This window comes from Catenulispora sp. EB89 (assembly GCF_041261445.1).
In the GTDB taxonomy this organism is placed as follows: domain Bacteria; phylum Actinomycetota; class Actinomycetes; order Streptomycetales; family Catenulisporaceae; genus Catenulispora.
Genome location: NZ_JBGCCU010000038.1, coordinates 47001 through 63703 on the forward strand (window position 1 = coordinate 47001; position 16703 = coordinate 63703).

Annotated in this window: 15 protein-coding genes; 7 read left to right on the plus strand and 8 right to left on the minus strand. The window is 70.0% G+C overall.

All coding sequences use genetic code 11. The features are described from left to right. Positions 1–67: 67 nt before the first annotated feature. Positions 68–1054: a phosphoribosylaminoimidazolesuccinocarboxamide synthase gene (locus ABH920_RS45870; RefSeq protein ID WP_370355661.1), complete on the minus strand. Its 987-nt coding sequence runs from the start codon at positions 1052–1054 to the stop codon at positions 68–70. 121 nt (positions 1055–1175) lie between these two features. Continuing rightward, positions 1176–2396 (minus strand): Dyp-type peroxidase, encoded by a 1221-nt coding sequence (locus tag ABH920_RS45875; protein WP_370355662.1) that lies wholly within the window; start codon positions 2394–2396, stop codon positions 1176–1178. 76 nt (positions 2397–2472) lie between these two features. On the opposite strand from ABH920_RS45875, the gene ABH920_RS45880 reads away from it, so the two are divergent. After that, entirely contained in the window at positions 2473–3816 is a 1344-nt protein-coding gene (locus tag ABH920_RS45880; protein ID WP_370355704.1) for a right-handed parallel beta-helix repeat-containing protein, read from the plus strand. Here the strand turns inward: ABH920_RS45880 and ABH920_RS45885 are convergent. Next, positions 3791–4531, minus strand: a complete 741-nt coding sequence (locus ABH920_RS45885; protein ID WP_370355663.1) for a hypothetical protein — start codon at positions 4529–4531, stop codon at positions 3791–3793. The two genes, ABH920_RS45880 and ABH920_RS45885, sit on opposite strands and share 26 nt — an antisense overlap. Before the next feature lie 435 nt (positions 4532–4966). Here ABH920_RS45885 and ABH920_RS45890 point away from each other — a divergent pair, with 435 nt between their 5' ends. Together ABH920_RS45890 and ABH920_RS45895 are read left to right on the plus strand one after the other, a co-directional pair. Further along, a complete protein-coding gene (locus ABH920_RS45890) occupies positions 4967–7468 on the plus strand; it encodes an SdrD B-like domain-containing protein (RefSeq protein WP_370355705.1) in 2502 nt (833 codons plus the stop codon). A gap of 152 nt (positions 7469–7620) precedes the next feature. Beyond that, entirely contained in the window at positions 7621–7944 is a 324-nt protein-coding gene (locus ABH920_RS45895; protein ID WP_370355664.1) for a hypothetical protein, read from the plus strand. 53 nt (positions 7945–7997) lie between these two features. Here ABH920_RS45895 and ABH920_RS45900 read toward each other — a convergent pair whose 3' ends face one another. The 3 genes from ABH920_RS45900 to ABH920_RS45910 form a co-directional block, all read right to left on the minus strand. Then, positions 7998–8561 carry a TetR/AcrR family transcriptional regulator gene (locus ABH920_RS45900; RefSeq protein ID WP_370355665.1) on the minus strand — a complete coding sequence of 188 codons (564 nt, stop codon included), beginning with the start codon at positions 8559–8561 and terminating at the stop codon, positions 7998–8000. Then, on the minus strand, positions 8558–8920 hold the full coding sequence (locus tag ABH920_RS45905; RefSeq protein ID WP_370355666.1) for a DUF1304 domain-containing protein: 363 nt from the start codon (positions 8918–8920) through the stop codon (positions 8558–8560). The genes ABH920_RS45900 and ABH920_RS45905 overlap by 4 nt, the downstream gene beginning before the upstream one ends. Positions 8921–9015: 95 nt before the next feature. Beyond that, positions 9016–9960 carry an alpha/beta hydrolase gene (locus ABH920_RS45910; protein ID WP_370355667.1) on the minus strand — a complete coding sequence of 315 codons (945 nt, stop codon included), beginning with the start codon at positions 9958–9960 and terminating at the stop codon, positions 9016–9018. 139 nt (positions 9961–10099) lie between these two features. Here ABH920_RS45910 and ABH920_RS45915 point away from each other — a divergent pair, with 139 nt between their 5' ends. Both ABH920_RS45915 and ABH920_RS45920 read left to right on the plus strand, forming a co-directional pair. Beyond that, positions 10100–10546 carry a MarR family winged helix-turn-helix transcriptional regulator gene (locus tag ABH920_RS45915; RefSeq protein ID WP_370355668.1) on the plus strand — a complete coding sequence of 149 codons (447 nt, stop codon included), beginning with the start codon at positions 10100–10102 and terminating at the stop codon, positions 10544–10546. Between the two features lie 176 nt (positions 10547–10722). Next, positions 10723–12825, plus strand: coding sequence for a thioredoxin domain-containing protein (locus tag ABH920_RS45920; protein WP_370355669.1), 2103 nt, complete (start codon positions 10723–10725; stop codon positions 12823–12825). Here the strand turns inward: ABH920_RS45920 and ABH920_RS45925 are convergent. Next, positions 12822–13760, minus strand: coding sequence for a hypothetical protein (locus ABH920_RS45925; RefSeq protein ID WP_370355670.1), 939 nt, complete (start codon positions 13758–13760; stop codon positions 12822–12824). The genes ABH920_RS45920 and ABH920_RS45925 overlap by 4 nt on opposite strands. Before the next feature lie 37 nt (positions 13761–13797). After that, positions 13798–14298 carry a SigE family RNA polymerase sigma factor gene (locus ABH920_RS45930; RefSeq protein ID WP_370355671.1) on the minus strand — a complete coding sequence of 167 codons (501 nt, stop codon included), beginning with the start codon at positions 14296–14298 and terminating at the stop codon, positions 13798–13800. Between the two features lie 674 nt (positions 14299–14972). On the opposite strand from ABH920_RS45930, the gene ABH920_RS45935 reads away from it, so the two are divergent. Together ABH920_RS45935 and ABH920_RS45940 are read left to right on the plus strand one after the other, a co-directional pair. Beyond that, positions 14973–15533, plus strand: a complete 561-nt coding sequence (locus ABH920_RS45935; protein WP_370355672.1) for a hypothetical protein — start codon at positions 14973–14975, stop codon at positions 15531–15533. A gap of 85 nt (positions 15534–15618) precedes the next feature. After that, positions 15619–16674 (plus strand): NAD-dependent epimerase/dehydratase family protein, encoded by a 1056-nt coding sequence (locus ABH920_RS45940; protein ID WP_370355673.1) that lies wholly within the window; start codon positions 15619–15621, stop codon positions 16672–16674. Positions 16675–16703 lie beyond the last annotated feature (29 nt).

Sequence of the window (16703 nt, forward strand, 5' to 3'; positions counted from 1 at the left end):
AAGGTGAGGCCTGTTCAGGTGACGAAGCCTCTTCGCCGAATGCGTCCCCGGCTGCGAGCCACGGCGCCTAGAAGAGCTCGGGGGACTCCCGGGCCAGCGCCTCGCGGATGCGGGCGCGGACCGAGAGCGCCGGGTCCGGGCGCTCGAAGGTCTGGCCGGTCACCCGTTCAAAGAGCGCGATGTACTTGTTGCTGAACTCGATGACGGTGTCGTCCGGGATCGGCGGGATCGGCTCGGTGTAGGGGTCGCATCGGCTGGTGATCCAGAGCCGGAGGAATTCCTTGTCGAGGCTGTCCGGCTCCTCGCCGGCTGCGAACCGATCCTCGTAGGAGTCTGCGATCCAGTAGCGGCTGGAGTCAGGGGTGTGGATCTCGTCGGCGACGACCACGATTCCGTCCTCATCGAGACCGAACTCGTACTTGGTGTCCACCAGGATCAGGCCCTTCTCCGCTGCGACCTGCCGGCCGCGGGCGAACAGCGCCAGGCTCTTGCGCGCCATCTCGTGCCACTGCTCGGTGGTGACGAGCTGGGCGCTGAGGATCTCGGCCTCGGTGGTCGGCACGTCGTGACCGCCCTGGGACGACTTCGTCGTCGGGGTGATGACCGGCTCGGGGAGGGGTTGGTTCTTCTTCATCCCCTCGGGGAAGCGGTGACCGTAGAGCCCTCGCTCGCCGCGGGCGTACATCGGCCAGGGGCTGGTGTTGGTGGACCCCGTGAGGTAGGCGCGCACCACCATCTCCACGGGCAGCATGTGGAGGTCCTTCACCAGGACCACATTGGGGTCGGGGTAGGACAGCACGTGGTTGGGACACACGTCCGCGGTGACGTCGAACCAGTACCGCGCGGTCTGGGTGAGCACCTGGCCCTTGTGCGGGATCGCGGCCAGAACGTGGTCGAACGCGGACTGCCGGTCGGTCGAGATCAGCAGTCGGCGTCGGCCGGGCAACTGGTAGGCATCACGAACCTTGTTGCGATAGAACCCGGGCACGCCTTCGAACTCGGCATCTGTCAAGCAGTGAGCGATCATGCGGGCGTTGTCGGTGGAGTCTGCCATCGGGCTGCCTTCGGGTAGGCGGTCTGTCGGACTGCCGATCATGCTACTGACGCCTTTTTCGTTGAAGGCGCCTGATCGACGTCGCATACCGACCCGCCAAGGCCAATAGCCGCGTTCTGCCCTAGCCGAACAGCGTCGACGCCAGCGGATGCGTCCGGTCGAAGCCCGGCAGGATCAGGAACGTCGCGCTCGCGGTGGTCGTGGTGAACGCCAGCAGCGCGTCGGAGGCGTCCATGTGCGTGAGCGTGGCGGTGAACGTCCGCAGGTCGTTCTGGAAGCTGATGAACAGCAGGCCGGGGCTCGGATCGTCGATGCTGTACGAGCGCCGCAGCATGAGCCCGACGCCGACCACGTCGGCGTGCGCGCGGCGCGCGTGCGCGTCGGCCGGGATGAGGTAGCGGCCGTCGGGGGTCTTGGCGCCGAGGTCGGGGTTCGTCGCGATGGTGCCGCCGGAGAGTGGGACGCCGGTGGCGCGTTGTCGGCCGAAGACCGCTTCCTGGTCCGGGACGGACAGCTTGGCGAACTTCTGCAGATCCAGTTCCATTCGCCGGACGACCGCGATGGTGCCGCCGAGGACCTGCGCCGGAGCGGCCAGCCACAGATCGTTGTGCTGCTCCGGGGTCGTGGTCGGGCCGATGATGCCGTCGAGGAAGCCGAGCAGGTTCCGCGGCGCGGTCCGCCCCGGAGCCACCGGAGTGTTCGGTCCGCGGCGCGCGGACTGCCGCCAGCGTTCGGTGACGCGTGCACCGGCCTGGTCCAACAGCGCGGCGGCGGCGACCGGCAGGACCAACGCGTCGCTCGCGCAGAGCTGGATCAGCAGGTCTCCGCCGCGTGCCTGCGGTGCGATCTGCTCGCGGGAGAACTGCGGGAGGTCGGTTGTGCCGGGCAGTGTGACGCCGGCCGTCTTCGCCGCCGGTGTCTTCTGCACGATGCGAGGCCCGATGCCGATCGTGATCGTCAGGTCGCCCGGCGGAAGTCCCAGCAATCGCGGCTCGGTTCCCGCCGTGAGGGCGAGCACGATCTGGCCGAGTTCGGCGAGCAGCGGGCCCGGCGCGGCCGTATCGTCGATGTCTGCGACGACCGCCAGCAGGTTGGGCTGCGCGGGCTGCGGAATGATGACGCCCGCCTGGTACCGTCCGGTCGGCGGCACCGGGGTGTCGGCCGCAGCCCCGGTCGAGGTCCCGGTCGACGTTGCCGTCGAAGTCGCGGCCGCCGCGCTCCGTGGCTGCTCAGACGCCTGCTCGGAATGCGAATCGCATCCCGCGGCGCCACCGGCGGCCATCACGGCGCCGGCTGTACCGAGGAACACGCGGCGGGTCGGCTGCGGGTCGGCTCGGCGCACATCGTAGAGAGTGCCACAAGGTGACGCCCTTTAGTGAATCCGAGTCCTGAATCACCCGTACATGTCAAACTGTGCCATGCCGCATTTGGGTTCTCGCGTGTGCGCGATACTGGGTGTCCTGACGTTGCCAATAGCTGGTTGCAGCAGTGGCGGTTCGAGCCACTCGTCCAGTCAAGGCAAACGCCCGGCTGGAACCTCCGTGACAATCCACGTTCCCGCCGACGCCCCGACCATCTCGGACGCCGTGGCCCTGGCGAAACCTGGCGATCTCGTGCTGGTCGCCCCGGGTGTCTACCACGAGATGGTGAAGATCAAGACGCCCCGGATCACGCTGCGCGGCGAATCGCGGGACAAGGTGGTCATCGACGGCCGGTTGCAGCAGCCCGACGGCGTCGTGGTCACCGCGCCGGGCGTGGCGGTGGAGAACCTGACGGTGCAGGACAACACCCAGAACGGGATCCTGGTCACCGGCTCGGCGAAGGCCGCCGCCGGCCAGACCGGGTCGGGCGGCGACTACGACACCGGCAGCGAGCCGGTCACGTTCCTCGACTCGTTCCTCGTTTCCTACGTTACCTCGACCCGCAACGGCCTCTACGGCATCTACGCGTTCTCGGCGCAGAACGGCGTCATCGAGCACTCATATACCTCCGGCGGCGCCGACTCGGGAATCTACGTCGGGCAGTGCAAGCCGTGCCACATCGTGGTGCGGGACGACATCGCCGAGCTCAACGCGGTCGGCTACGAGGGCACCAACGCCAGCACCGACATGTACGTCGTCGGCAACCGCCTGGTCGGCAACCGGGTCGGCCTGACCACGGACTCCGACCACCAGGAGAAGCTGCTGCCGCAGCAGGGCGCGGTCGTGGCCGGCAACCTGGTCGCGGCCAATCAGCAGTCTGCGACGCCGGAACAGGCCGACGGCGGCTGGGGCATCGGCATCGGCATCGACGGCGGCAGCTCCAACCAGTTCGTCCACAACCGCGTCACCGGCAACACCGACGCCGGCGTGGTGATCACCGCGACCCAGGACATCCCGCCGGACGACAACCAGATCCTGGACAACACCTTCTCCGGCAACGGGATCGACCTCGGCTGGACGTTCCCGAACGCGACCGCCGGCCACGGCAACTGCGTGCGCGGCGCGGGCCTGCGCACGGTCCCCAGCGGCCTCGGCGCGAGCGCGGCCTGCCCGGCCGCGCACCAGACGGCGTCGCCGTCCGGGACGTGGACCGCGCCGACCCCGCCAGCCGGGATCCCGTTCAGCACCGTGGCCGTGCCGCCGGTGCAGCCGCAGTTCCCGAACGCCGCGGGGGCGCCGGCCACCGTGGTCCCGGCCGTGCCGGCGGTGCCGGACACGGCGGGCGTCCAGGTGCCGACGGCTTCGCTGCTGGCGGCTACTGCCCTGGTGCAGACGTCGTGACGGCCGCTGAGGGGACCGGCGTGTACTGGTGCGTGTCGAAGTCGATGACAGTGGGCTGAGTCTCCGAGGCGACCGCGGCCTGGACTCGGTACATGGCGCCGTCCGCGCCGATCCAGTAGCGGACGGTTCCTGCGGGTCCCGATCCGGAGCCAGGCGCGGCTCCGGACGTGGCTTCGGATCCGGCACCGGAACCGGCACCGACACCGGCGCTCAGGGCGGCCGGTCCGGTCATGACGTCCACCTGGTGCCCGGCCACCTGGTCCTTGCCGACCCAGGCGGCGCCGTCCTGCGGCAGCAGCTGTGCGTTGTCCGGTCGGTCGCTGCCCAGGGCGAGCGCGATGGCCAGGGAGCTGTCCAGCGTGCTGCCGGTCTTCTGGAGCGTGCGGCTGTACCAGCCGGACGTCGGTGGCGCCGCCGGCGCGACGGCCGGGGCGTTCGTCATCGGATCGACGAGCACTGATGTAGCGGTCCACTCGATCAAACCGTCACTTGAGGTATCGCGGCCGGTTCCGCGCACGACGCCGTAGCCGAGTCTCGTGCGGTAGTCGACGGATCCGGTGATGACCAGGCTGCCGCCGGTGCCGGGCACGGTGATCGTCACCGCGCGGCCGCCGGTCTCGTAGTTGCGAAAGCGCGTGATGGCCAGCCGGTTGGCCTCGTCCGAGGTCAGGGCTCTGCTACCGCTCCCGCCGCCGGATCCGCCGGCCGCCGCCACCGCGACGCCGACCCCGGCTAGCCCGACAACACAGGACCCTGCGATAATCCACCGAGAGCGCGGCCGAGGTCGGCGGCTCGTTTCGCGCGACGGGCGCTGACGCGGTTTCGGCATGGCTGGTACCTTACGGCTCCCCGCGTGTCCGCGGCGTCCGGTTCGCGAATGAAACACCTGTTCGTAACACTTTTTCAGGGTTCGACGATACAATGCTCTGATTCACTGCGGCGGTTCAGTGACCCCGGCCGGCCTCCCGGCACGCCCTCCTCGGCCTCGGCTCCGGGCGCCCCTCGAACCGCTGTATCTGTTCCCTGACAAAAGGAAATCGGCATGAACCAAGCCGGCAGAAAACGGGTACGGCCAGCCGGGAGAAGAGTCGGGCGGCTGGCCCGGGTGGGACTGGCGACCGCGCTCGCGGTGGGTGGCGCCACCGGAGCGATGGCGAGCGGGACGGGGGCGGCGCACGCGGCGGCCGGAGACGGCACACTGACCGTCCAGGTCCTGCGCGACTTCTTCGGCACCGGCGTCATCAACGCGACCATGGACACCCCGCAGCAGGGCATGGCGGTCGGCGTGAGCGACGCCGCGGGCCACGAGGTCCAGGGGGTGACCGACGCGACCGGCAAGTTCGTGATGTCGTCCTCGACGGTCCTCGCCGGCGGCCAGTACCGCGTCGACGTGACGGTCCCGGCGGCGTACGCCGGCTACCTGCAGGCCGCGCCGGCCTCGACGGCGGCCAACCACTTCGACAGCTTCACGTCGTTCGTGGACCTGGCCGCGGGCAAGGACGCCTCGGTCATCACCGGTGTGTGGAACCCGGCGGACTACACGAACCCGGACCACAAGTACTACGTCCCGGTGCAGACACCGGCTGTCAGTACCAGCGGCACCCCCGCCGATCCCCAGGGCCGGGCGCTGGTGGCCGTCGATCCCGCCGCACGCGGTACCTGCACCCCGCCGACGAACTGCCCCACCGTGCTCAACACGCAAGGTGAGGTCGGGACCACGTGGGGCCTGGCGTACGACAAGTACCAGAACCGGATCTTCCAAAGCGCTTTCGCAAAGCGCTACACCACCTACGGGCCTGCCGGCGGCGGTGCGATCTACACCACGCCGGCCGACGGTTCGTCGGCGCCGAAGCTGTTCGCGGACCTCCTCGACGCCGCGCCGACCGGGCACGGACTGCTGGTCGACATGCGCAAGGACCCGAACTTCGTGGATGTGCCGGGCAAGGAGGGCGTCGGCGGTATCGCGCTGTCCGAGGACGGCAAGACCCTCTACGCGGTGGACCTGGCGACCCGGTCCCTGGCGACGTTCGACGCGACCGGCGGCACGGGGGCGTTCAAGGACTCCGTGACGATCCCCGCCCCCACCGCCGCCGGTTCGGCCTGCGCGGCGGACAGCGACTGGCGGCCCTTCGCGGTCACGGTCCACGACGCCAAGGTGTACGTGGGCGGCGTGTGCGACGCGGAGAGCACCAACCAGCGCAGCGACCTGCGAGCCGTCGTCTACGTGTACGACGGCAAGAACTTCACGCAGATCCTGTCGCAGCCGCTCGACTACCAGCGCGGCTGGGTCATCAACGGGGTCACCACTCCGTTGTCTGACCACTGGAACCCCTGGGAAACCAGTCTGTCGACGTGGGACCAGCGCTATGGATACTCCGACGTCTACATCGATCCGCAACCGGAGCTGGCCAGCCTGGCCTTCACCCGTGACGGCTCGATGATCCTCGGGTTCCGCGACCGGTTCATGGACGTGATCGGCGCCGGCGGGCTCGACCCGCGTCCGGGGAACAACACTCCGGAACAGGGGATGTCCGGCGGCGCCATCGACATGGCCTGCTCCGCGCCGGGCAACACCTACGACTGGGAAGGCACCGGCGACTGCCCCAACAACGCCACGTACGCCAACGACGGCCACAAGCCGGCCGGCGTGGTGCAGTACTTCCCCGGTGACTTCTTCGACCCGGGCCACACGGGTCAGGGAGCGCACGAGGACGCGTCGCAGGGTTCTGCTGCTTACGTCCCGCAACAGCAGTTCGTCGTCAGCACCGAGCTCGATCCGGCCCTGCAGGTCAGCTCCGACGGTCTCGGCTACTACGACGTGAAGACCGGTCTCGGTCCCGGCCAGGACGACCCGGCGAACGGCTACCAGTTCGTGAGTCCGAGCGACAACGCCTTCGGCAAGGCCGGCGGGCTCGGCGACATCGCCTACACCGCGGCCAACGCCCCGATCCAGATCGGCAACTACGTCTGGTTCGACGGCGACCACAACGGCGTCCAGGACGCGCACAGCACCAACGAGGTCCCGCTCGCCGGCGCCACGGTGAACCTGCTGGACGCCGGCGGAAAGCAGGTCGCCAGCACCACCACCGACGCGGCCGGGGAGTACTACTTCGGCGGCGTCGGGGCGAAGTACCAGCTGACCCCGGGCGCTAAGTACACCGTGGAGTTCAACGTGTGCACCGCGAAGACGGACAACGTGCCGAGCCAACCGGCGGCGACAGCGCTGCGCTTCACGTTGCCGTTGGTGGGCACCGACCGGACGCACGACTCCAACGTGGTGCCACCCACCACCGGGCAGTTGTGCGACGGGTTCGCGCCGGTCACCGCGCCCGCCAACCCTGGCGGCGTGGACCACACGATCGACGCGGGGGTCTACATCCCGGCGCCGGCACCGCCGCCGACTTCGCCGTCGTCCACTCCGACGACGACGCCGACGAGCAAGCCGTCGACGACCCCGTCGACGTCGCGGTCCACCACCCCGACCCCGCCGCCGACCACTCCGCCGACGACGGAGACGTCAGGCTCGGGCGGGCTGGCGCACACCGGTATGTCCTCGGCGCTGCCGGAGTTGGCGATGATCAGCGTGCTGCTGCTCAGCGCGGGCGGCGCGATCGCCTGGGGCAGCCGGCACCGGCGCGCCGGGCGGCACTGAGGTAGGCGATAGCTCGACCTGCTTGCCCGGGGGTGAGGCTCGGGGCAGGTAGCCGCTGATGGGATCGGCAGGCGCCGTCCGCACGAGGGTTGTGCGGGCGGCGCTTGGTCTTTTCGTCCGGGATTGTCGGAGGGACTGAATACCCTGATGTCATGACCAAGTGCTCAGCCACGACCAAGACGGGCAAGCCGTGTCCGGTCGACGCGCGGCCCTCTGGCTTGTGCCATGTCCACGATCCGGCGGTCCAGTGCGGAGTGCCGACGTGGTCCGGCCGGCAGTGCCAGGTGCCGACCGGCGGTGGTCGGTGCAAGACGCATGTCGATCCGCTTGCGGAAGGCGCGAAGGTGCTGGCGGCGGCGCAGCGGGCGGTCGCGGATGCGGTCGCGGCCGGCGTTGATCGGGGGCGGTTGACCGGGATCGTGGGTTCTGCGTTGTCGGCCATGCGAACCGAGGTGTGGCCTGATGCTGTGGCCTGATGCCGCGCCGGCTTCGCTCCCTCAAGGTGCTACAGCTGAGCCTTTGCCCGGCTTCAACTGAGCCGCGTGCGGTGCAGCGCGATGAGCAGACGCCAGATCCGCGCCGCCACCTCGGGCGCCGTGCCAGGCACGAGTCCGTGCATCCAGTCGGCCAGCACTCCCGTGAACGTCCCGGCCACTGCTGCCGCGACCAGTTCCGCTTCCGGTGCCCCCGCGAGCTCGCGTTCTGTGCGACTTCGTTCCCTGAGATCCCGGTGCAGGACCATGCCGAGTGGGCCGCCACCTCCCGGGGTGAGGAGCGCGGTGTAGACCGTGCGGTGCCGATCCAATCCGGTGAAGAACTCCTCAAGCGCCGGCGGCGGGGACTCGGGATCCGGGATTCCGCGCCAGGCGTGCAGCGCGTCGACCGCTTCGCGGACGATGTCCGCGCAGGCGTCGACGGCTAGTTCCTCCAGCCCTTGGTAGTGCAGGTAGAACGTGGCTCGGCCGACGTGTGCGCGGTGGACCACGTCGGCGACGCTGACGTCGCTCAGCGGCTGCTCGGCGCAGGCTTCGAAGAGCGCCGCACGCAGTCGCTCCCGGGTCCGTGCGGCGCGGGGATCTTGGACGGCGCTCACCGAGCCAACAGTACTGCCGCCAACGCCAGGGCTCCGGGCAGCGCCTGGGCCACGAGGATGCGGCGGTTCGCCGTGGCCGCTCCGTAGAGGCCCGCGATCACGACGCAGCTCAGGAAGAACACCTTCGCGGAGAAGGCCGTGGGGGAGTCGGCGACGAGGCCCCACACCAGGCCGGCGGCCAGGAATCCGTTGTAGAGGCCCTGATTCGCGGCCAGCGGGGCGGTGGCGCGGGCCATGTCGGGGTCGAAGCCGGAGAGTTCGCGGCCCGGCTTCTTCTGCCACAGGAACATCTCCAGGATCAGGATGTAGGCGTGGAGGGCTGCGACCAGGCCGGTGAGGATGTTCGCTGTGGTTTGCACGGGTCCACCTTTCTAGACGAGTGTCCAGAATAGATGGACGAGTGTCTAGAAAGCTAGTCTGCTGCTTCTCTTGCTTGGTCGCGCGTGTCGTCGCATCACCGAGCTGCCGCTTCGAGATGGTCGGCGTCGGCGTCCGTCGCAGCGTGCGCGGCACTGATCCGCGTCGTGAAGAACCGGGCGGCGCTGTCGAGCGCGGCGTCCGCTTCGTCGAGCCGGCCGTAGTGGTGCTGGTAGACGTGCGGGAGGTCGCTGCCGATCTCCAGCGTCACCTCCAGGTTGGCGGCGCCCGCGCGGCCGGCCAGGCGGACCGCGTCGTCGAGCAGGAGCTCGTTCGTCCCGACCTGGATGAGCAGCGGCGGGAGGCCGGTCAGGTCCGCGAACAGCGGGCTGGCCAGGGGCTGCGCGCGGTCTCCCGTGCTGATGTAGAGGTCTGCGTAGGCGTGGATGTCGGCCTCGACGAAGATCGGGTCGGCGCCGTGCTTGCTGCGCATGCTGTCGCCGCTCGCCGTGAGGTCGACCCACGGCGAGAGGACGGCCGCGGCAACAGGCAGCGGCAGCCCGGCATCGCGGGCCGCGAGGAGCGTGGCGAGGGTCAGGCCGCCGCCGGCGGAGTCCCCGGCCACGACGAGCCCCCGCGCGTCAACACCGGTCGCCAGCAGCTCCCGGTACGCGGCGAGCCCGTCCTCGACAGCCGCGGGGAACGGGTCCTCCGGCGCCAGGCGGTAGTCGAGGGACGTGGCGCGCAGCCCGGCTCGGCGCGCCAGCTCGCCGACCAACCCGGCGTGCGTGTCCGGCGAGCCGATGACGTAACCGCCGCCGTGCAGGTAGAGCAGGTGCCCGTGGCCGGCGGCGCCCTTCGGCGTCAGCTCCAGCGCCGGCCGCCCGCCGAGCACGGTCCGGCGCATGGCGACGTCCTCCGGCGCGTGCCGGGCGATGGCCGCCGCGAAGCCGCTGCGCTGCTCCTCGACACTCGGCGGCGTCTCGGGCCGCGGAGCGGAGCGGAGCAGGGCGTCGATGGCTTCACGCTGCTGTCGGGACATGGTCGCCTCCGTGGCTGGTAAGGGGACGACGGCTGCGGCCGCCGCACTCGGTCTGCCAAGATGGATTCCCAGGAATCCATCTGCATCCAGCTAACCACATTCCAAGGAAGATGATTCCAAGGAATCAATCGGAGCCACCGTGAGCCGCGTCACACCCACCTTCACCGACCTCGTCCGCGTCGAGACCCGCCTCTACAACGCAGCCACCACCACCCTCCGCACCGAGCACGGCACAGGCCTCGGCCAATTCGAGTTCCTGGAGATCATCGACCGCATCCCCGCCTGCCGCGTCATCGACATCGTCAACGAAGTGGCGATCACCGTAGGCGCGGTCAGCAAAGCAGTAGACCGCCTGGTAGCCGCCGGCTGGTGCACCCGCGAACCCCACCCCCAAGACCGCCGCTCATCCGTCCTCCGCCTCACCCCCGAAGGCGAGAAGACCCTGGCCGCAGCCCGCCCCGTCGTCGAGAACGAACTCGCGGCGCTGACCGCGACCCTCTCCGACACCGACCTGACGCGCCTCGCCGAGATCCTGGCCGCGCTGCGGGCGAGTCTTGAGGCGGGGTCTTATGGGCAGGCGGGGTGAGCGGGGTTGCGGCGTTTTGTGTAAATTCGGGAGGGAGGCTCATGGATCGCAACTTGGAGCCTGGCGTCGGCGTTGAACGCCACGATCGAGGGCCGCCCAGGATGGCACCGGGCGAACCGGGTGAACGGTCACGCCGATGTCGGGAACCCGGCAGGTAGCCGTGCGAGGATGAAGCCATGAACCGCCTCGCCAGCGCGACCTCCCCGTACCTCCTCCAGCACGCCGACAATCCGGTCGACTGGTGGCAGTGGGGCGAGGAAGCCTTCGAAGAAGCGCGTCGCCGCGATGTTCCGGTTCTGATTTCCATCGGCTACGCCGCCTGCCACTGGTGCCATGTCATGGCGCACGAGAGCTTCGAGGACGAGGCGACCGCCGCGCTCATGAACGAGAAGTACGTCTGCGTGAAGGTTGATCGGGAGGAGCGGCCTGACGTTGATGCCGTCTACATGGCGGCTACGCAGGCCATGACCGGTGGTGGTGGGTGGCCGATGACGGTCTTCGCCACGCCGGATGGCAAGCCGTTCCAGGCCGGGACGTACTACCCGCCGGTGGCTCGGCATGGGTTGCCGGCTTTTCAGCAGTTGCTGGTCGCCGTTGATCGCGCCTGGGGGGACATTCGGGACGACGTGCTGCGGGCCGGGGATGGGCTGGTTGCGGAGCTGGCGCATCATGCGCGGGTTGTCGCGGGTGCCGAGGGGGTGCCGGATGCTGCGGCGTTGGGGGCTGCTGTCGGCGCTTTGCGGCGGGAGTTCGATGGTGAGCGCGGTGGGTTCGGTGGTGCGCCGAAGTTCCCGCCGTCCATGACGCTGGAGCAGCTGCTTCGTCACCACGCGCGCACTGGCGACGCCGATGCGCTCGTGATGGTTCGGGAGACGTGCGAGGCGATGGCGCGCGGTGGTATGTACGACCAGCTCGGCGGCGGTTTTGCGCGCTACTCCGTCGATGACGCGTGGGTGGTGCCGCACTTCGAGAAGATGCTCTACGACAACGCGCTGCTCCTGCGCGACTACGTGCACCTGTGGCGCGCGACCGGGGACACCCTGGCGCTGCGCGTCGTCAACGAGACCGCCGACTGGATGCTGCGCGAGCTGTGGCTCGACGGGGCCGGCGGGTTCGCCTCGTCGCTGGACGCGGACACGGATGGTGTCGAGGGCAAGTTCTACGCCTGGGACGCCGACCAGCTCGAAGCCGTCCTCGGGGAGGAGGACGCCGCCTGGGCCGCGACGGTCTTCACCGTCACCGCCGAAGGCACCTTCGAGCACGGGCTGTCCGTCCTCCAGCTGTTGCAGGACCCTGATGACGCCGAGCGCTTCGCGCGCGTACGCGGCCGCCTGTTCGATGCCCGCCGCGACGAGCGCACCGCCCCGGGCCGCGACGACAAGGCCGTGGCGGCGTGGAACGGCCTGGCGGTGGCGGCGCTGGCCGAGGCCGGGGCGCTGACCGGACGTCCCGAGCTCGTGACGGCGGCGCGTCAGACCGCTGAGATGCTTGAGCGCGTGCACTGGGACGACAAGGCGAAGCGCCTGACGCGCACCTCGCGCGACGGTGTCGCCGGCGCACAGAATCCGGGCGTCCTGGAGGACTACGCCGACGTCGCCGAGGGTCTTCTGGCCCTGTACGCCGTCACCGGAGAGCCGCGCTGGTTCGCCTTCGCGGGCAAGGTGTTGGACGTGGTGCTCGACCACTTCCGCGATGAATCAGGCCTCTTCTACGACACCGCCGACGACGCCGAGACCCTGATCTTCCGCCCGGCCGATCCGACCGACAACGCCACCCCCGGCGGCACCTCCGCGGCGGCCGGAGCCCTGCTCACCTACGCCGCGCTCACCGGCTCGGGACGCCACCGCGAGGCCGCGGAGCAGGCGCTGCGCTTCACCGGCGCGCTGGCCGAGAAGGCGCCGAGGTTCGCGGGCTGGGGACTGGCCGCGGCCGAGGCGCTAGCGGACGGGCCGCGGGAAGTGGCGATCGTCGGCGAGTGGAGCGGGGAGGTGGCGATGGAAGGAGATATGGACGGAGATGAGGACGCCTTCCGAGCCCTCCACCAAGCAGCCCTGCGCAGCACCGCCCCCGGTCTCGTCATCGCCGTGACCCCGCCGGCAGAAACGGCAGCAGCAGAAACGGCAGAAGCGGCGGGGATCCGAACGGCCCCCGCCACCCTCCCCGAGCTCCTCCACGACCGGCCCACCATCGCCGGTGAACCGGCCGCGTACGTCTGCCGGGGCTTCGTTTGTCAGACCCCTACAACTGACATCAGTGAGCTGACAGCACAGCTGCGTTAGCCGGCCGGGCTGGAAGCCGGGCTCGACGGCCAGCTGGACCCCGTGGTGCTGCCACCGGGGTTCTTCTGCTGCAGCAGCTTCGACTTCTCACCGCTCGGAACCTTCGGAGCGGTCGGCAGCGGCTTGGCCCACACCGCCTGGATCGCCTTGTCCCACACCGGCGACTGCACGACCGCCGTCGCCTGGTCCGTGGTCAGTCCGAGCTTGCTCGCGGTGGTGGTGCCCTTCTCCTGCACCGCGTTGAGCACCTGGATCTCGATCGCGATGCCGTCCGTGCGGTACCACTCGATGTCGATCCGCTTCGCGGACGGGTCGCCGTTGCCGGCCGGCCACTCCGGACCGTCGAACACCTGCAGGTGGCTTCCGTCCGGCAGGGTCCGCTGCGTGAAGTACGGCGGCAGTGAGCCGCCGCCCTGGTCCTGGTAGCTAGCGCGGACGACGTTCAGCGAGACGCTGCCGGCCTGGCCGTCGTAGCCGATGCGCAGGGTGGCGTACGGACCGGCGGGCCCGTCCGAGCCCTCCGAGTACAGCACCTTCTCGCCGGTGAAGTGGTACGGCGCCAGCGCCTGCTCCAGCCAGCCGGCCATCTGGTCGCCGCTCACCGGCGGGACGGCCGGGGTGTTGGTCGTGCTCGTGGTCGGCGTCGGCGTCGCGGCCGGGCCGGTGGCGCCGGCGGCCGTCGTGGAGTGCGGGGCGGTGGGCGTGCCGCTGGAGCCGGCCGAGACGGTCGCCGGGCTCCCGTGGCCGGGCGTGCCGACCATCGCCACCACGCCGAACACCGCGGTCACGCTGGCCGCGGCGCCGGCGATCTGCGCGACGCGCCGGTTGCGGCGCTTGCGCACGCCGCGCTCGATGCCGCCGGCGGTGAGCTTGCCGATGTTCGGGTTCAGGTTCTCCGTCGCGCTCCGCATGACACCGTTGAGGTTGTCGGGCATGTCAGCTTCCTTCTTCGTCGGATCCACAGTGTGGTGTTCAGGTGAGGGCGAGGTCCGGAAGCAGATCCCCGAGCGTGCCGCGCAGCCGGGTCAGGGCCCGGTTCGTCCGCGTCCGCACCGCGCCCGAGCTGGCGCCCATGATGTGCGCCACCTCCTCGACACTGCGGTCCTCCCAGAACCGCAGAACCAGCACGGCGCGGTCCTTCGCAGGCAGGGCCGCCAGGCCCTCCAGCAAGGTCATGCGCAGGGACGCGTCCGCCTCGTGGAACTCGGCCTCGGGCAGGCTTGAGGAGGGCAGCTCCCGCGAGCTGCGCTTCCTCCGCGCCGAAATGAACGTCCGTGTCAGCACGGTCTGCGCATAGGCGTCGGGGTTCTCGATACGCCGCTTGCGTCCCCAGACCGCGTAGACCTTGCCGAGCGTCTCCTGGACGAGGTCCTCGGCTTGGTGCCAGTCCCCGCACATCAGATACGCGGTACGGAACAGGTGCTGGGTCCGCGCTGAAGCGAACTCCAAGAACTCGTCATCGTGCTTCGCCATGGCCACCGCGCTTCCTTCGTCGAACATTCCACCCGTACCGACGCGGGGTCAGGTGCCGGTGTTACAGACGCGGTGCCGGCGGCCGTCGCGATCTGCCGTCGCGATCTGCCGTCGCGATCTGTGGATCCGACGCCGAGCCTACGTCTTCGGCCCGGTGGGCGCCGGTGCCGCCCTAGTCACTTCGGTGCGCATTTCTACGTCGCCTGACGGATCAGGCTTCTGCCGCCTCGCGCCTACGCTGAAGCCCGGCGCCAGACAGGCAGCTGGAGCCGCCGAACGCGTTCAGGTACGTACCGCAAGAAGAACTCCGCCGTGTGGTCCCGGGGTGTGGCCCGGTTCGGCACGCTGCACAACTTCAGACACAACTTCAGAAGAGACTTCCCGAGAGATTTCACAAGAGAGACGGACACAGGGACGGTTACAGGGCAAAGTCGCCGTGCGGGTCAACGGCACCACGTTGTGTGGACGTGCGCCGGTACCAGCGACGGCTGTTGAAGGACTGGAGATCGCGGTGAACCGCACGCGGTGAGCGTGCGTTGATGGTGACAGGTCGTGCAGACCTCCCTGGGGGGACCAGGGGGCGAGGCGGGGCGTTCGCTCAAGGCGAACGCCCCGCCTTTATTCGTGCGCCCGCGAAGCTGTCGTAGACGTTGTAATCGTGTAATCGTGGATACATGGCTACACGTGAAGAGCTGATCGAGAAGACACGAGGATGGTTCACAGGACGGCTGCCGGAGGACCTGTTCGAAGGCGCGCCGGAGGTCACGGTCGACCGCGAGGAGATCACGGTCGTCGGACGGATACCGGAGCCGGCGTACACCGAGGGCGCTTCGGAGGCCGAGAAGGCCGCGACCGTCGAGGGCCGGATCAAGGAGTTCCGGGAGCGCACGCGCGACGCGCGCATGGCCGTGGCCCGGGACGCGGAGCACAAGTTCGGGCGCAAGGTCTCCTGGGGCGTGCGGTGCGGTGACCAGGGGCGTTTGTTCACGCACCTGTCCGTGCCGGTGATGACTCGGCTGAAGCAGCCAGAGCGCGCGCTGCTGGACACGCTGGTGGACGGCGGCGTCGCCCGCAGCCGGAGCGAGGCGCTGGCCTGGTGCGTGCGGCTCGTCGAGAAGCACGCCGGCGACTGGGTCGGCGACCTGCGGGACGCGATGCGCAAGGTGGAGGAGGTCCGGGAGGCCGGACCCGACCGTGAGAGCGAAAGCGCGAGCGCGGACGAGAACGAGAGCTAGAACGAGAACCGGAACTGATTACGGTTCGCTGAACAGCGGCGTCGCCTGGGGTGCGGCGCCGCTGTCGGCGTCTAGCGTCGGCGGCATGAGGGTTCTCGTCACCGGTTCCGCCGGGTTCATCGGGTCGCATGTCGTCGAGGCGCTGGAGGCCGCCGGGCACGAGGTCGTGCGATTGGACCTGGTGGACGGCGCCGACGTCCGGGACGCCGCGGACGTTCGCAGGGCCCTGCGAGGGGTGGACGCCGTCTGTCACCAGGCGGCGAAGGTCGGCCTGGACCGCACGGTCGCCGACGCGCCGGACTACGTGTCGCACAACGACTTCGGCACGTCGGTCCTGCTGGCGGAGATGGCCGGGGCGGGGGTGCGGGCGCTGGCCTTCGCCTCGTCGATGGTCGTCTACGGCGAGGGCCGGTACGAGTGTGCCGAGCACGGCTGGGTGCGTCCCGGTCCGCGACGCGAGCCGGACCTGATCTCAGGGTCCTTCGAACCCCCGTGCCCGATCTGCGCGGAGCCGTTGGCCCCGGGGCTGGTCGGCGAGGACGCGCCGCTGGATCCGCGCAACGTCTACGCCGCCTCGAAGCTGATGACCGAGCACCTGGCCGGCTCGTGGGCCCGGCTGGCCGACGGCGTCCGCGCCGTGGCCCTGCGCTACCACAACGTCTACGGCCCGCGGCTGCCGCGCGACACGCCCTACGCGGGCGTCGCGGCGCTGTTCAGGTCGGCGCTGATGCGCGGCGAGGCGCCGGCCGTGTTCGAGGACGGTGGCCAGCGGCGCGATTTCGTGCACGTGCGCGACATCGCGACCGCGAACGTCGCCGCGCTGGAGTGGGCCGCCGGTGCTACCGGTGCCGCCGGCGCTGCCAGTGCAACCGATGCCGCCAGTGCCGCCGGACGCGAGTCGGGCGAGCTGCGCGCCTACAACGTCGGCAGCGGAACCCCGCGCACCGTCGGCGAGATGGCCGCCGAACTGGCGCGCGCGATGGACGGCCCGCCGCCGGTGGTGACCGGCGGCTACCGCCTCGGGGACGTGCGGCACATCACCGCCTCCAGCGCCCGGATCCGCGACGAGCTCGGCTGGCGGCCGCGCGTGGAGTTCGCCGACGGGATGGCGGAGTTCGCGCTAACCCATTCGCTCACGTAGCGCGCCGATCGAGCTCGCGGTGCCCAAGC

What these genes read in the sequence shown, in the direction of transcription:
- ABH920_RS45870 (WP_370355661.1), bottom strand. Translation starts at nt 1,054, where the DNA reads ATGGCAGACTCCACCGACAACGCCCGCATGATCGCTCACTGCTTGACA.
- ABH920_RS45880 (WP_370355704.1), top strand. Translation starts at nt 2,473, where the DNA reads ATGCCGCATTTGGGTTCTCGCGTGTGCGCGATACTGGGTGTCCTGACG.
- ABH920_RS45890 (WP_370355705.1), top strand. Translation starts at nt 4,967, where the DNA reads ATGGCGAGCGGGACGGGGGCGGCGCACGCGGCGGCCGGAGACGGCACA.
- ABH920_RS45895 (WP_370355664.1), top strand. Translation starts at nt 7,621, where the DNA reads ATGACCAAGTGCTCAGCCACGACCAAGACGGGCAAGCCGTGTCCGGTC.
- ABH920_RS45910 (WP_370355667.1), bottom strand. Translation starts at nt 9,960, where the DNA reads ATGTCCCGACAGCAGCGTGAAGCCATCGACGCCCTGCTCCGCTCCGCT.
- ABH920_RS45920 (WP_370355669.1), top strand. Translation starts at nt 10,723, where the DNA reads ATGAACCGCCTCGCCAGCGCGACCTCCCCGTACCTCCTCCAGCACGCC.
- ABH920_RS45925 (WP_370355670.1), bottom strand. Translation starts at nt 13,760, where the DNA reads ATGCCCGACAACCTCAACGGTGTCATGCGGAGCGCGACGGAGAACCTG.
- ABH920_RS45930 (WP_370355671.1), bottom strand. Translation starts at nt 14,298, where the DNA reads ATGGCGAAGCACGATGACGAGTTCTTGGAGTTCGCTTCAGCGCGGACC.
- ABH920_RS45935 (WP_370355672.1), top strand. Translation starts at nt 14,973, where the DNA reads ATGGCTACACGTGAAGAGCTGATCGAGAAGACACGAGGATGGTTCACA.
- ABH920_RS45940 (WP_370355673.1), top strand. Translation starts at nt 15,619, where the DNA reads ATGAGGGTTCTCGTCACCGGTTCCGCCGGGTTCATCGGGTCGCATGTC.